This is a genomic window from Buttiauxella sp. A111 (assembly GCF_014189855.1).
GTDB classification, from domain to species: Bacteria; Pseudomonadota; Gammaproteobacteria; order Enterobacterales; family Enterobacteriaceae; genus Buttiauxella; species Buttiauxella selenatireducens.
In genome coordinates, this window is the sequence record NZ_BJFN01000005.1 from 113,746 (window position 1) to 128,088 (window position 14,343).

Here is a 14,343-nt window from a genome sequence, read left to right on the forward strand (position 1 = left end):
GATGTTGCAGCGATGCAAAACGCTGATAGTGGCAATTATTGCCTTGATCTTCAGCCAGCAAGCGCTGGCTGACACGGCATGGGACAGCTATAAATCCCGTTTTTTAATGCCCGATGGTCGCATTGTCGATACCGGCAATAAAAGCGTCAGCCATACCGAAGGCCAGGGTTTTGCCATGATGATGGCAGTGGCCAACGATGACCGCGCCAGTTTTGAAAAGATGTGGAACTGGACGCGAAAAACGCTGCAAAACCCCGAAAATGGTCTGTTCTATTGGCGTTATAACCCAGTCGAAGCCCAACCGATCACCGATAAAAATAACGCCACCGATGGCGATACGTTTATCGCGTGGGCGCTGCTAAAAGCGGGCAACAAGTGGCAGAACCCGGATTATCTCAAAGAATCAGATGCGATCGCTAAGGCGCTGGTCGCTCATAACGTGGTGCGTTTTGCTGGTTTGCAGGTGATGCTGCCTGGCGCAAAAGGTTTTAACCTAAATAGCTACGTGAATCTGAACCCGTCCTATTTTATCTTCCCGGCCTGGCAGGATTTCGCTGACCGCAGTCATTTAACGGTGTGGCGGGATTTGATTAATGATGGGCAGAAGTTGCTGGGCAAAATGCATTTTGGTAACCCACAACTCCCGTCTGACTGGGTTTCGCTCTATTCCGATGGCCGTACCGTTCCGGCAAAACAGTGGCCTGCACGTTTTAGTTACGACGCAATCCGTGTTCCGTTGTATGTGTACTGGTTTAATCACAACAGCCCTGAGTTGCAGGTCTATAAAACCTGGTGGGGACGTTACCCACGTGACAAAACGCCAGCATGGGTGAATGTCAGCACGGGCGATACCGCATCGTACATGATGGATGGCGGGCTCCTGGCTGTGCGGGATTTGGTACTCCAGCCTGCGAATGTGGCGGCTGTGCAAATTACGGCTCAGGAAGATTATTATTCTGCGAGTTTGAAAATGCTGGTGGGGTTAGCGGCGAGGTAAATGCCTCTGTTTTCCCTCTTTCTGCAACCAGAGAGAGGGAAACGTACAGATTCCCCTGATTCACCAGCCACTGCGTCTAAAATCCACCACAATGCAGTATACTCAGCATGCATAAGAATATGTCCAGTAAGCCCAGTCATTGCGGAGTGTAAGTTTGCGAGTCAGTCGTTCATTAACGATTAAACAAATGGCGATGGTGTCAGCCGTCGCCTTGCTGTTTATTTTCATTTTTATTGTGGTACAGCTTTTTCACTTTGTGCAGCAAAGCCGCTACGACACCGCCAGCCAGATGGAGAAAATCGCCCATTCGGTGCGTATTCCGCTGTCTGAAGCTATCCTGAAGGCAGATATTCCTCAGGCAGAGTCCATCCTGAATCAGATTCAACCTTCCGGCATTATCAGCCGGGCGGATGTGGTGCTGCCGAACCAATTCCAGGCATTGCGCAAGAGCTTTGCGCCAGAGCGCCCGATCCCCGTCTGGATTACTCGTCTGTTCGAACTTCCGGTTCAGATATCGTTACCGCTGTATTCACTGGAGCGCCCGGCAAATCCGCAGCCGCTGGCCTATCTGGTGCTACAAGCGGACTCCTGGCGGATGTACAAATTCATCATCAGTACAATTTCGACCTTACTGACGACATATCTGCTGCTGGCGCTGATTTTGTCTGTTGCGATTAGCTGGTCGATAAACCGTTTAATTGTTCACCCGGTGCGTAAAATCGCCCGTGAACTCGATAGTCTAAGCCCGCACGAAGCGGCGAGCCATCAACTCAGCCTGCCTCATCTTCACCACGATGATGAGATAGGTATGCTGGTGCGCAGCTATAACCGTAATCAACAAATGTCGCAGCGCTTACATGAAGAAACGAGCGCGATGAGCACCCGAAACACCCTGACCGAGTTGCCCAATAAAGCGCTGCTACTGGCATTGCTCGAACAGCTGACAGCCAGCGAGAACAAAAATGCGCTGATCGTGATTGCCAGTGAAACCTTGCAGGATAGCGCCGGTGTGCTGAACGAGGAGCAGCGTGAAATGCTGCTGCTGACGCTGGTCGAGAAAATAAAAGGGGTTCTGCCACCTAAGATGGTGTTGGCACAACTTAGCGGGTACGACTTCGGCATTATTGCGCATGGTGTTCAGGATGCATGGCAAGCAATGGCCCTGGCGAAGCAAATCAATGCGGTATTCAACGAAAAGCTGACCATTCACTCTATTTCTCTCAAGCCGACAGCAAGTATCGGTATTGCGATGTATCACGGCGGTTTGACGGCAGAACAGCTATATCGCCGTGCGGTTTCCGCAGCGTTTTCTGCCCGTCGCCATGGCAAAAATCAGATTCAGTTCTTTGACCCTGAACAGATGGAAATTGCGCAGCGCCATTTGACCCAGGAACACGATCTAATGGCAGCGTTAGACAACCATCAGTTCGCGATTTGGTTGCAACCGCAGGTCAACATGCGTACCCGGGAAGTGGTCGGTGCGGAAGTGTTGCTGCGTATGCAGCAGCCAGATGGGAGCTGGGCGCTGCCGGAAGGCTTGATTGAGCGTATCGAAGATTGCGGTTTGATGTTCACCATTGGCAACTGGATCCTTGAAGAGTCTTGCCGTGTGCTGGCTGGATGGCAAACCCAGGGCATCACTATGCCGCTCTGTGTGAATATCTCGGCACATCAATTACTACACGAACAAATGGGCGCGTCGCTGCTGGAATTGATGGCGCGTTATCGCATCCAGCCAGGAATGTTAATTCTGGAAGTCACGGAAAGTCATAACATTGATGATCCGAAAAAAGCGGTCAGTATTTTGCGTCCGTTACGCAAAGCTGGGGTGCGAATTGCGCTGGATGATTTTGGTATGGGTTATGCCAGCCTGCGCCATTTACATCACCTGAAATCGCTGCCGGTGGATGTGTTGAAACTCGATAAGAGCTTTGTCGATGGCCTGCCGGAAGACAACACGATGGCGGGGGTTATCATCGGTATGGCGAATACGTTGGGCCTGAAACTGGTGGCTGAAGGAATTGAAAATCAGGCGCAGTGCGACTGGCTATTAAACGAAGGTGTGACCCTTGCTCAAGGTTATCTTTTCTCCAGGGCACTGACTCTTAAAGAGTTTGATTCAAAGTACTTATCCGCCGCAGATCAGTAAACTAGTTGTTGCAAATGTTATTGGGCTGGCGCGAGTCAGCTCAATTATTTAACAATTTTGTCTACAAATCAGCGCTGTGTCACTTTTGAGTGTTTTTGTGGGTGTTATTTTTGGTGCCGCAGATCGGAAGGTTTGCGGAATCTCTACCTCTCAAGGACACCCTATGAAACTCTCTCTTTTTAAAAGCCTCTACTTCCAGGTCCTCACGGCGATCGCCATCGGTATCCTGCTGGGTCATTTTTACCCGGAACTAGGCGCGCAGATGAAACCGCTCGGCGACGCGTTCGTTAAACTGATTAAAATGATTATCGCGCCGGTTATCTTCTGCACAGTCGTGACGGGCATTGCGGGCATGGAAAGCATGAAAGCGGTGGGCCGTACAGGTGCTGTGGCACTGCTTTACTTCGAAGTCGTCAGCACCATCGCGCTGATTATTGGTTTGCTCGTCGTAAACCTGTTGCAGCCAGGGGCTGGCATGAACGTTGACCCGGCAACGCTTGATGCTAAAGCTGTGGCAATGTACACCGAACAGGCACAGCAACAAGGCGTGGTCGCATTCTTACTGGATGTCATTCCGGGTAGCGTAATTGGCGCGTTCGCCAGCGGCAATATCCTGCAAGTGCTGCTGTTTGCGGTGCTGTTTGGTTTTGCGCTGCACCGTCTGGGCCATAAAGGCCAACTGATTTTCAACGTCATTGAAAGCTTCTCGCAGGTTATTTTCGGCACCATCAATATGATCATGCGCCTTGCGCCAATCGGTGCTTTCGGTGCCATGGCGTTTACTATCGGTAAATATGGCGTCGGGTCGTTGGTTCAGCTTGGCCAGTTGATTATCTGCTTCTATATCACCTGTATTCTGTTTGTGGTGGTGGTGTTGGGCTCCATTGCCCGTATGACGGGTTTCAGCATCTTTAAATTTATCCGCTATATCAAAGAAGAGCTGCTGATCGTGCTGGGCACGTCCTCGTCTGAATCCGCGCTGCCAAGAATGCTCGATAAAATGGAGAAACTCGGTTGCCGTAAATCGGTTGTCGGGCTGGTTATCCCGACCGGGTATTCGTTTAACCTCGATGGCACCTCGATTTATCTCACCATGGCAGCGGTGTTTATCGCGCAGGCCACCAACAGCCATATGGATATTTTCCACCAAATCACGCTGCTGGTGGTGTTGCTCCTCTCCTCAAAAGGCGCGGCGGGTGTGACGGGAAGTGGTTTCATCGTACTGGCGGCAACGATTTCAGCGGTGGGGCATTTACCGGTTGCGGGTCTGGCGTTGATTCTCGGTATCGACCGCTTTATGTCTGAAGCACGTGCGCTAACTAACCTGGTCGGTAATGGTGTGGCGACAGTGGTTGTGGCGAAGTGGGTGAAACAGTTGGATGAGAAACAACTGACAGAAACTCTCAATAATCCAAATTCCGCGAAAAAAGTGAGCGAAGTCTCTTCTTAAAACCCTCAATTGCCCACGGCGACTTGCCCTCGCTGTGGGCTACTGCGCATAATTGACCCTTGAGCCAAATTCTTTGGCGTTTTTTTTCATTTTAAAAGTGACGTTTCCGCTTCGACGCGGTCAAACGGAGTGGTGAAATGTCACCGCGGTGGCTTTTTTTCATAATCTTTTGCCACCATTACACTTTTTAATCAGGATTGTTTTCCAGGGGTTAACATGCAGGGCACCAAAATTCGACTCTTAGCTGGCGGATTGCTGTTGGTCGCCGCCGCCAGTAATGTGCAGGCAGAAGCACTACAGCCCGACCCAGCCTGGCAGCAAGGTACGCTGGCCAATGGTTTTCAATGGCAAGTCCTGGCCACACCTCAGCGCCCAAGCGATCGTATTGAGATTCGTCTGTTGGTCAACACTGGCTCATTGACTGAGACCACCCAGCAGAGCGGCTTTAGCCACTTCTTACCACGCCTGGCACTTACACAAAGCGGTAGCTTGCAACCCTTGCAGGTACGCTCACTATGGCAGCAAAGTGTGGACCCGCAGCGTCCTCTGCCTCCAGCGGTAGTTTCGTATGACTTCACGCTGTTTAATCTTAGCCTGCCTAATAACCGCAATGATTTGCTCAAAGAAGCGCTGGTTTATCTTTCAGAAAGCACCGGTAAAACGTCAGTAACCCAGGATACGGTGAACGTTGCGCTGCAAACTCAGGATATGGTGGCAACCTGGCCGATGGACACCAAAGACAACTGGTGGCGCTATCGCTTGCAAGGTTCCACGCTGTTGGGCCATGACCCGGCAGAAGATCTCAAGCAGCCGGTTGATATCGAACAACTGAGCGAGTTCTACAAGAAATGGTACACCCCGGATGCGATGACGTTGATTGTGGTAGGTAACGTTGATAGCCGAAGTGTTGCCGATCAAATCAACAAAACGTTTGGCACTCTTACAGGCAAACGTGAAACGCCCGCACCGGTTGCGACCCTTTCTCCGCTCAAGCGCGTGCCTGTGAGTTTGATGACCGACAGCGTGAGCCAGGATCGTCTCTCTTTAATGTGGGATAACTCATGGCAGCCAATTCGTGAATCGTCTGCATTGCTGCGTTACTGGCGTGCTGACCTCGCACGTGAGGCGCTGTTCTGGCATGTGCAGCAAAACCTCAGCAAGCAGAACATTAAAGACCTCAACCTGAGCTTCGATTGCCGTGTGCTGTATCAGCGTGCGCAGTGTGGCATTAACCTTGAGTCACCAAACGATAAGCTGAATGCGAATTTAGCGAACGTGGGCAAAGAGCTGGTTAATGTTCGTGATAAAGGGCTATCGCAGGCAGAGTTTGATGGGTTAGTTGCGCAGAAAAAAGCGGAACTTGCCAAACTGTTTGCCACTTACGCTCGTACCGATACCGATGTGCTGATTAGCCAGCGTATGCGCTCGTTGCAAAACCAGGTGGTTGATATCGCGCCGGAACAGTATCAGAAGCTGCGTGGGGATTTCCTGAACAGCCTGACACTGAGTTCGCTGAATCAGGATTTACGTCAGCAGTTATCGCAAGAAATGGCGCTGGTGCTGTTGCAGCCCAAAGGCGAACCTGAGTTCAATATGAAGGATCTGCAAGCGACGTGGGATAAGGTGATGGTGCCGAGTAAAACGCTGCCGCTAACGGATGAGCCTAAGCAGGATGGGGCGGATGTTCCTCCGGCGCAGTAACCGGACGCCCTCACCCTAACCCTCTCCCCCAGGAGAGGGGATAGTGCGGCATTCTCCCTCATCCGGTGGGAGAATATCGGGGGGATAGTGCGGTTTTCGCACTCAAAACAGGGGGCGTTTTTCCCCCTCTCCTTCAAGGAGAGGGTCGGGGTGAGGATTGTTTTAGCCAGGCATCGCTTCTTTCGGGATAATCGCGCCGCGGTACTGAATCACGGTGCTCGCAGTCAAATGTCCACGTTTTGCCGCTTCTTCCGCACTTCCGCCAGTCAAACGCACCGCCAGATAACCCGCGCTGAAAGAGTCACCCGCCGCAGTAGTATCGATCACTTTTTCTTTCGGTAATTTAACCGCAGGCACTTCTAACGTCGATTCACCCTGAATCGCCACCAGGCAAGAATCTGCACCACGTTTGATAACCACTTCACGCACGCCCGCAGCTTGAGTACGGTGAACCACCTCTTCAACCGGCTTCTCGCCCCATAGCAAGTCTTCGTCATCCAGCGTCAGGAACGCGATATCAGTGCATGCCAGCATTTGCTGGTAAACCTGTTGCGTCTCTTCACGACTTGCCCACAGGCGCGGACGATAGTTGTTATCGAAGATGACTTTGCAACCGTTAGCGCGGCATTGAGCCAGCAGCGCCATCAGCTTTTCACGGCTAGCAGCGTTGAGAATCGCCAGGCTAATTCCGCTCAGATAGACGTAGTCGAACTGAGCCAGCTCTGCACAGATTGCTTGCGCTTGATCGCTTTCCAGCCAGAAGCGGGCTGCGGCTTCGTTGCGCCAGTAGTAGAAGGTGCGCTCGCCAGTCGCGTCAGTTTCGATGTAATACAGACCCGGTAAACGGTGTTCCAGGCGCTGTGTCAGTTCGGTATGGACGTTTTCTTGCTGCCAGGCATCCAGCATTTGTTGGCTGAAGTTATCTTCACCCAGCGCCGTAACGTAGTGGACTTCAAGCGCATCAGCATTGACCTGACGAGCGATATAAACAGACGTGTTTAGGGTGTCGCCACCAAAGCCGCGGCTAACTTCCGCACCTTTTTGCGACAGTTCAATCATACATTCACCGATGACGGCGATTTTGCGCGTTGGCATAGCAGTAAACCTGAATTAATGAAATTGCCGCTAGTTTGCTGGTCGGTTAAAAACGAGTCAAACGATTTAAAACGATGTTTCGAAAAACTTTGAGCTAAGGCAGATTCTTGTCAATGTGAACGAACTCTCTTTCATTGAGGTTGTACTGAAAGCGAACATAAAGTTCTCATGCGCTACGCCGATAACTTGTCGATGAGCCATGCGAGTTATCAAAGTAAACAGGACCCACATGATGAAGTTTAAGCAGATCACTCACCGGCTTAATACGCTTGAGGCGAGTGTCGAAAGTTTGCAGGAACGGCGATTCTGGTTGCAGTGCCAGCGGCAGTACACCTTCCAGCCGATCTACAAAATCGATGGTCGATTGATGGCGATAGAGCTACTGACGGTGGTCACGCACGAGGATGAACCGGACGTTCGTATTCCGCCCGATCGCTACTTTTCATCTGTCACCCGTCGTACGCGATTGATGGTCATCGAAGAGCAACTTAACTTACTGCGCAGTTGGGAATCCATCTTCATCGGCTATGACATCTTAGCCTCTGTGAATGTCGATGGTCCTACGCTTGTGGCCATGAAACATCATCAGCCGATCCTGGCGCTGATAAACAAAATGCCGTGGGTGCGTTTCGAACTGGTGGAACACATTACCCAACCACAAGCGGTGACGCTTGCGGGAATGAACGAATTTGGCCCACTGTGGCTGGATGATTTCGGTACGGGAGTCGCCAACTTTTCGGCCTTAAGTGAGGTGCACTACGACTACATCAAAGTCGCGCGTGACCTGTTTATCATGCTGCGCACCAGCGAAGAGGGCCGCAATTTATTCACTATGTTGCTGCAATTGATGAACCGCTATTGCAAAGGTGTCATCGTTGAAGGCGTGGAAACTGAAGATGAATGGCGCGATGTCCAAAACTCTCCTGCATTCGCGGCGCAAGGCTATTTTCTCTCCCGTCCCTTCCCATTTGAACAGTTAGAGAGTGTGCTAACTCGCCTCTCCTGATGCCGCATCGGTCACGCTCAACTATCTTTAGTGAATGCGAGCCACATCAGGAGAAGGTAAAAGGCATGACTAAAACTGGAAAAGTCGCCAGCGGTATCGTCGGGGGTTTATTGTTGTTGGTTGTGGTGGCAATCATTGTGATTGCGACGTTTGACTGGAATCGGCTCAAACCGACCATCAACCAAAAAGTCTCGACGGAGCTGAATCGACCCTTCGCCATTCGTGGCGATTTAGGCGTGGTATGGGAACGTAATAAAGAAGAGACCGGCTGGCGCAGTTGGGTGCCGTGGCCGCATGTTCATGCCGAAGATATTATGCTCGGTAATCCCCCCGATATTCCTGAAGTCACCATGGTCCATCTGCCACGCGTTGACGCCACGCTTGCTCCACTCGCACTGCTCACCAAAACCGTTTATATCCCCTGGATAAAGCTTGTTCAGCCCGATGTGCGCATTATTCGCCTGACGGAAAAAAACAATAACTGGACGTTTAACTTTGCCAGTGACAAGCCAAAAGATCCCAATCAGCCGCCTTCATCCTGGTCCTTCAGAATGGACAATATTCTGTTCGATAAAGGCCGAATTGCGATTAACGACAAACTCACCAAAGCAGAGATGGAAATCCTCGTCGACCCACTCGGCAAACCGTTACCGTTTAGCGAGGTTGAAGGAAACAAACCGAAAGGCAAAGATGCCGCAAAAGCCGGAGACTATGTCTTTGGTCTGAAAGTTCGCGGGCGTTACAACGGGGAACCGATTGAAGGCAGCGGCAAAATTGGCGGCATGCTGGCACTGCGCAGCGAAGGGGAAACGGCTTTCCCGGTGCAGGCCGATGTGCATTCAGGGAATTCACGCGTGGCATTTATTGGCACCATCAACGACCCCATGAAAATGGGTGGCGTCGATCTGCAACTGAAATTCTCCGGTGATTCGTTGGGTAATCTCTACGATCTTACCGGCGTGTTATTGCCAGATTCGCCGCCTTTTGAAACTGACGGACATTTGCTGGCAAAAATCGACACGGAAAAAGGGTCGGTCTTCCGTTATCAGAACTTTAACGGGCGAATCGGTGAGAGCGATATTTATGGTTCTCTGACGTATTCTCAAGGTAAACCGCGCCCGAAACTGGAAGGCGAACTTGAGTCTAAACAGCTCCGGCTGGCGGATTTGGGGCCATTAATCGGCGTGGATTCCGGCAAAGGCGCTCAGCAAAGCAAACGAGCCGAGCAAGCCAAAGGCGAGAAAACTGTCCAGCCGAGCGGCAAAGTTCTGCCATACGACCGTTTCGAAACTGACAAATGGGATGTGATGGATGCTGACGTGCGTTTTAAAGGTGGCCGTATCGAACACAGCGGGACGCTGCCCCTCAGCAACCTTACTACGCATGTGATTCTCAAGAATGCTGACTTGCGCCTCCAGCCGCTGAAATTTGGCATGGCGGGCGGCAGCATCAGCGCTAACATCCACCTCGAAGGCGAAAAAAAACCGATGCAGGGAACCGCAGATATTCAGGCGCGGCGTTTACAGCTTAAACAGCTGATGCCAAAAGTGGAATCAATGCAAAAAACACTCGGTGAACTGAACGGCGATGCGGATTTGCGTGGCCGGGGTAACTCTATCGCCGAGTTGTTGGGGAGCAGCGATGGCAACCTGAAACTGCTGATGCACGATGGGTTAATTAGCCGCAACCTGATGGAGATCGTCGGCCTGAATGTGGGGAATTACCTTGTCGGGCAAATCTTTGGCGATGACGAAGTGCGGATAAACTGCGCGGCAGCGAATCTGGATTTACGCGATGGGGTCGCCTCACCGCGTATTTTTGCCTTTGATACAGAAAATTCGCTGATTAACGTCACCGGCACCACCAACTTCGCCAGCGAACGACTCGATTTAACCATCAATCCAGAAAGCAAAGGGGTGCGCGTTCTTACTCTGCGCTCGCCGCTTTATGTGCGGGGTACGTTTAAAAACCCAGATGCTGGCGTGAAACCCGGTCCACTGATTGCCCGTGGCGCGGTGGCCGCAGCGCTTGCGACATTGGTTACGCCCGCTGCTGCGTTGCTGGCGCTGATTTCGCCTTCAGAAGGTGGGCAGAACCAGTGCCAGAATATTTTGGGGCAGATGAAGAAGTGATTTGAGCCTGGACGCCCTCACCCCAGCCCTCTCCCCCAGGAGAGGGAGAAAAGCGTCTCTGGTGAGGCAGTAAACCGGACCATCCCCTCTCCTTTGGGAGAGGGTTAGGGTGAGGGGAAAAAACGAATACTACAGTGACAAATGACGTGTCTCTTTAGACACCAGCAGTGCAACCAGCGTAATCGCTGACATCGCCGCCAGATACACACCGACATAGAACAGACCGTAATTCGCCTGCAACCAGGTTGCGATATACGGCGCAACAGATGCGCCCAGAATCGACGCCACGTTATACGAGAATGACGCCCCGGTATAACGCACTTCCGTTGGGAACAACTCTGGCAGCAACGCACCCATTGGGCCGAAGGTTAAACCCATCAGGCTCAGGCCAATCAGCAGGAATGCCATCACCAGCGTCGGGTTACCCGAACCCAATAACGGCTGGAAGACGGCTAACGCAAACACAATCATCAAACTGGTGATAACAATCATGCATTTACGGCGGCCAAACTTATCAGCCAGTAAACCTGCAATTGGCACCATCACACCAAAACCAATCACCGCCATCATCAGCATCCACAACACATCGTTGCGGGAGAAGCCCAGACCCACCGGCACTTTGGCGGTGCTGAAGGTCATTGAATAGACCGTCATGATGTAAAACAGCGTGTAAGTTGCCAGCATGATAAACGTGCCGATGATCGTTGCTTTCAGGTGCTTGCTCAGCAGCGTGCCGAGCGGAACTTTTACCTGTTTACCTGCCTTAGCGATTTTGGCGAACACCGGTGTTTCATGCAGAGAAACACGCACATACAGGCCGATTATCACCAGAACAGCGGACAGAATAAACGGTACGCGCCAGCCCCATGACATGAATTGCTCGTCTGTCAGCAGCCAGGAAAGCAGCAGGAAGGTGCCATTGGCAAAGAAGAAGCCGATTGGCGCTCCCAGTTGCGGGAATGAACCGTACAACGCGCGTTTACGTGGTGGCGCATTCTCGGTCGCCAGCAATGCTGCGCCGCCCCATTCACCACCCAGACCCAAACCTTGCCCGAAGCGTGCCAGTGCCAGCAGCATTGGCGCTAATACGCCGATGGTTTCGTAGCTCGGCAACAGGCCAATCAACACCGTTGAAACACCCATTGTCAGAAGTGATGCCACGAGGGTCACTTTGCGACCGACTCGGTCACCAAAATGGCCGAACAGTGCGGAACCAATTGGACGTGCCACAAAGGCAATGGCGAACGTGGCTAGCGACTGGAGTGTCGCCGCTGTCGGGTCACCTTGCGGGAAGAAGATATGCGGGAAAACAATGACGGCCGCAGTGGCATAAATATAGAAATCGAAGAATTCGATGGCGGTGCCGACAAGCGAGGCAACGACCACTTTTCCGCGTGAGTTAACGGGCGTGGCGTCAGTTTCAGTATTGACTGGAGTAGCGATGGTGGCTTGCATAGTTTTTTCTTATTTTATATCGAACGAAAGGCCATATTACGCACAGCAAAAGGCGCATTTCAACGCAGGTTTGTTCACCGCACTGTTCGATTAACGAGCAAAAAGAGGATAATTTTCAGTCCAGAAAATAAGTGTCTATGTAATGCTTCACATAAATTAATATTTAGTGGATAAAACTGCTTTTAGGTTAAATAAAAGTTACAGGTTGGATTTATGTGCTGTCTGGTCATTTGTTCCCTCTCCTGGGGGAGAGGGCCAGGGTGAGGGGGGTAGCGTCGAATCCCCTCATCCCAACCTTCTCCCCAGGGAGAAGGGGAATAGCAAGCGGGTCAATTATGCGTTTTACCCGGCATTCTCGGGTCATCTTTGTATTGTGCGGTAGCAATCCACGCGGCACAAAAAAGCGTCAGGCGGGCGAAGAAATAGAAAAACGCCATCAATCCTAAAACGGAACCAAACGCCGCGCCAGAAGGTGATTTTACGAGGGCTGGCAAGCTGTAGGTCATGATGATTTTGATCACTTCAAAACCCACTGCCGCAATGAATGTGCCGCGAATAAGCGCCTTTCTACGCGGGCGGTGGCGTGGCAGACGCCAGAAAATCCAGAAGAAAAGCAAGTAGTTAGCAAAAATGGATATCGTCAGCCCGACCAGGTGCCAGACCGGTTTTAACCATTCGATACCGCCCAGATGCAAAAGGTTAATCAGGAATGTCTGGGCGGAACCGGCAACCGAGGTGATGGATAACGTCACAACAAGCGCAACCAGCAAGCCAATCAGTGACACCAAATCACGCAGATACTTCGTCCAGAATTTTTCCTGGTCCTGCGGTGTCCGCTCCCACTTTTCCCGCGACTGAGCACGCACCGCTTCGCGCAAATTTCCCATCCAGTTAATGCCGGAATAAAGCGCAATGAGCAGACCCACCAGACCCACGGTTGTACGCTGTTGCACCGCCGTATTGATGGTGTTTTTCAGCGTCGCGGCAAGCGTTGGCTCACTGACATTGACGAGGATCTTTTCAAAGATGCTCTCAAGCAGCGTGGGATGTGACGCGAGGATGTAACCTGCGGCGGCAAACGCCACCATCAAAATCGGGATCAGCGACAGGAATGAAAAGTAGGTGATTGCTGCACCAAATTGATTACCCATGCGGTCGTTAAACCGTTCCGCTGCGCGTATCAGGTGAGCAACAACAGGATTACGTTCGACACGCCCGACAGTGCTGTTCACACTATCGATTGTTTTATTGACGGTCTGATTACTGGTTTTGATTTTGATGATCGGTTCATCGTCGGGCGTATCGGTAGGGCGACTTTCTTTGCTTTCCGGCATGGTCATCAGGTGATTTTTCCTCTGCATCTGCAAGATCTTAAAGAAATTATAGCCTGAATGCTAATCGACATACCCTTTCACTAATCCCGTCAGCCATTCCATAAACAAATGAACGCGGCGGGAGAGATTACGTCGATGCGGATAAAGCAGTGAAACAGGCATCGGTTGGGCGCGGTATTGCGGCAGGATCTCCACCAGTTTTTTACTCTTGAGTAAGTCTCTTACGCCAATGCGTGGCACCTGAATAATCCCAAGCCCAGCCAGGCACGCGGCTTGATAGGTTTCGGTACTATTCACCGTGATAACGCCACCGGTTTTTATCCAACGCGTATTTTTATCGATCCAAACTTCAAACCCCTGCGGGCGGCTGCCGAGGTTTAGCGCGTAATGCACCACGGCGTGAGAAGCCAGATCGTCCAAGCTTTCCGGATAGCCAAAGCGCGCCAGATAATCTGGGCTGGCACAGTTAATTAAGGTGAGTTTCCCTAATGGTCTGGCAACCAGGCCTGAATCTTTGAGTTGCCCGACGCGTACCACGCAATCGAACCCTTCGCGCACCACATCCACCATGTGATCGCTGCTGCTTAATTCCAGCTCAATGCCAGGATATTGCTGCAAGAAGGCGGGGAGTTTGGGGATCACCAGATTTTTAGCCACACCTACAGGCATATCTACACGTAATCGCCCACTGACGCTGCTGGGGTCATGCAGGAATAGCCCGTCCAGTTCATCAAGATTGGCTAATAGATCGCGACAACGCTCGTAATAAACCATGCCATCTTGTGTCAACTGCACGCGTCGCGTCGTGCGGTGTAATAACCTTGTTCCAAGCATGGCTTCTAGCGCCTGAATCTGGCGCGATACGCTACCTTTAGGAAGGCCCAGAGTGTCGGCTGCGCGAGAAAAACTCTCAAGTTCAGCCACTCTAATGAATAGTTGCATTGCATGTATTTTATCCACTTTTTTCTCACATTGTTGTTGGTAGAGAAACAGTGATGCGTTATTGGCACTCTTTATTGATTTT

10 protein-coding genes are annotated in these 14,343 nt (G+C 51.5%); 6 read left to right on the forward strand and 4 right to left on the reverse strand.

Annotation, left to right across the window (positions count from 1 at the left end; all coding sequences use genetic code 11):
- The first annotated feature begins 1 nt into the window (after window position 1).
- From BSPA111_RS15700 to BSPA111_RS15715, 4 genes are all read left to right on the forward strand, one after another.
- A complete protein-coding gene (locus BSPA111_RS15700) occupies window positions 2–997 on the forward strand; it encodes a glycosyl hydrolase family 8 (protein ID WP_183272092.1) in 996 nt (331 codons plus the stop codon).
- 154 nt (window positions 998–1,151) lie between these two features.
- Window positions 1,152–3,146: a biofilm formation regulator HmsP gene (gene hmsP / locus BSPA111_RS15705; protein ID WP_183272093.1), complete on the forward strand. Its 1,995-nt coding sequence runs from the start codon at window positions 1,152–1,154 to the stop codon at window positions 3,144–3,146.
- Between the two features lie 163 nt (window positions 3,147–3,309).
- Window positions 3,310–4,596, forward strand: coding sequence for a dicarboxylate/amino acid:cation symporter (locus BSPA111_RS15710; protein WP_183272094.1), 1,287 nt, complete (start codon window positions 3,310–3,312; stop codon window positions 4,594–4,596).
- Between the two features lie 216 nt (window positions 4,597–4,812).
- Window positions 4,813–6,297 (forward strand): pitrilysin family protein, encoded by a 1,485-nt coding sequence (locus tag BSPA111_RS15715; protein ID WP_183272095.1) that lies wholly within the window; start codon window positions 4,813–4,815, stop codon window positions 6,295–6,297.
- A 162-nt stretch (window positions 6,298–6,459) separates the two neighbouring features.
- Here the strand turns inward: BSPA111_RS15715 and BSPA111_RS15720 are convergent, their stop codons facing one another.
- Window positions 6,460–7,392 carry a sugar kinase gene (locus BSPA111_RS15720; protein ID WP_183272096.1) on the reverse strand — a complete coding sequence of 311 codons (933 nt, stop codon included), beginning with the start codon at window positions 7,390–7,392 and terminating at the stop codon, window positions 6,460–6,462.
- A gap of 232 nt (window positions 7,393–7,624) precedes the next feature.
- Here BSPA111_RS15720 and pdeH point away from each other — a divergent pair, with 232 nt between their 5' ends.
- Window positions 7,625–8,398 carry a cyclic-guanylate-specific phosphodiesterase gene (gene pdeH, locus BSPA111_RS15725; RefSeq protein WP_183272357.1) on the forward strand — a complete coding sequence of 258 codons (774 nt, stop codon included), beginning with the start codon at window positions 7,625–7,627 and terminating at the stop codon, window positions 8,396–8,398.
- A gap of 65 nt (window positions 8,399–8,463) precedes the next feature.
- Entirely contained in the window at window positions 8,464–10,530 is a 2,067-nt protein-coding gene (locus BSPA111_RS15730; RefSeq protein ID WP_183272097.1) for an AsmA family protein, read from the forward strand.
- A 129-nt stretch (window positions 10,531–10,659) separates the two neighbouring features.
- Here the strand turns inward: BSPA111_RS15730 and BSPA111_RS15735 are convergent, their stop codons facing one another.
- The 3 genes from BSPA111_RS15735 to BSPA111_RS15745 all read right to left on the reverse strand — a co-directional run bounded on the left by BSPA111_RS15735 (window position 10,660) and on the right by BSPA111_RS15745 (window position 14,279).
- On the reverse strand, window positions 10,660–11,985 hold the full coding sequence (locus tag BSPA111_RS15735; RefSeq protein ID WP_183272098.1) for an MFS transporter: 1,326 nt from the start codon (window positions 11,983–11,985) through the stop codon (window positions 10,660–10,662).
- A gap of 329 nt (window positions 11,986–12,314) precedes the next feature.
- Entirely contained in the window at window positions 12,315–13,325 is a 1,011-nt protein-coding gene (yhjD, locus tag BSPA111_RS15740) for an inner membrane protein YhjD (protein ID WP_183272099.1), read from the reverse strand.
- A gap of 54 nt (window positions 13,326–13,379) precedes the next feature.
- Window positions 13,380–14,279: a LysR family transcriptional regulator gene (locus tag BSPA111_RS15745; RefSeq protein ID WP_183272100.1), complete on the reverse strand. Its 900-nt coding sequence runs from the start codon at window positions 14,277–14,279 to the stop codon at window positions 13,380–13,382.
- Between the last annotated feature and the right edge of the window lie 64 nt (window positions 14,280–14,343).

Bases quoted from the DNA above. Each gene is read 5' to 3' on its own strand.
- BSPA111_RS15700 (WP_183272092.1), top strand. From the start codon at position 2: ATGTTGCAGCGATGCAAAACGCTGATAGTGGCAATTATTGCCTTGATC.
- BSPA111_RS15710 (WP_183272094.1), top strand. From the start codon at position 3,310: ATGAAACTCTCTCTTTTTAAAAGCCTCTACTTCCAGGTCCTCACGGCG.
- BSPA111_RS15715 (WP_183272095.1), top strand. From the start codon at position 4,813: ATGCAGGGCACCAAAATTCGACTCTTAGCTGGCGGATTGCTGTTGGTC.
- BSPA111_RS15720 (WP_183272096.1), bottom strand. From the start codon at position 7,392: ATGCCAACGCGCAAAATCGCCGTCATCGGTGAATGTATGATTGAACTG.
- pdeH (WP_183272357.1), top strand. From the start codon at position 7,625: ATGAAGTTTAAGCAGATCACTCACCGGCTTAATACGCTTGAGGCGAGT.
- BSPA111_RS15730 (WP_183272097.1), top strand. From the start codon at position 8,464: ATGACTAAAACTGGAAAAGTCGCCAGCGGTATCGTCGGGGGTTTATTG.
- BSPA111_RS15735 (WP_183272098.1), bottom strand. From the start codon at position 11,985: ATGCAAGCCACCATCGCTACTCCAGTCAATACTGAAACTGACGCCACG.
- yhjD (WP_183272099.1), bottom strand. From the start codon at position 13,325: ATGACCATGCCGGAAAGCAAAGAAAGTCGCCCTACCGATACGCCCGAC.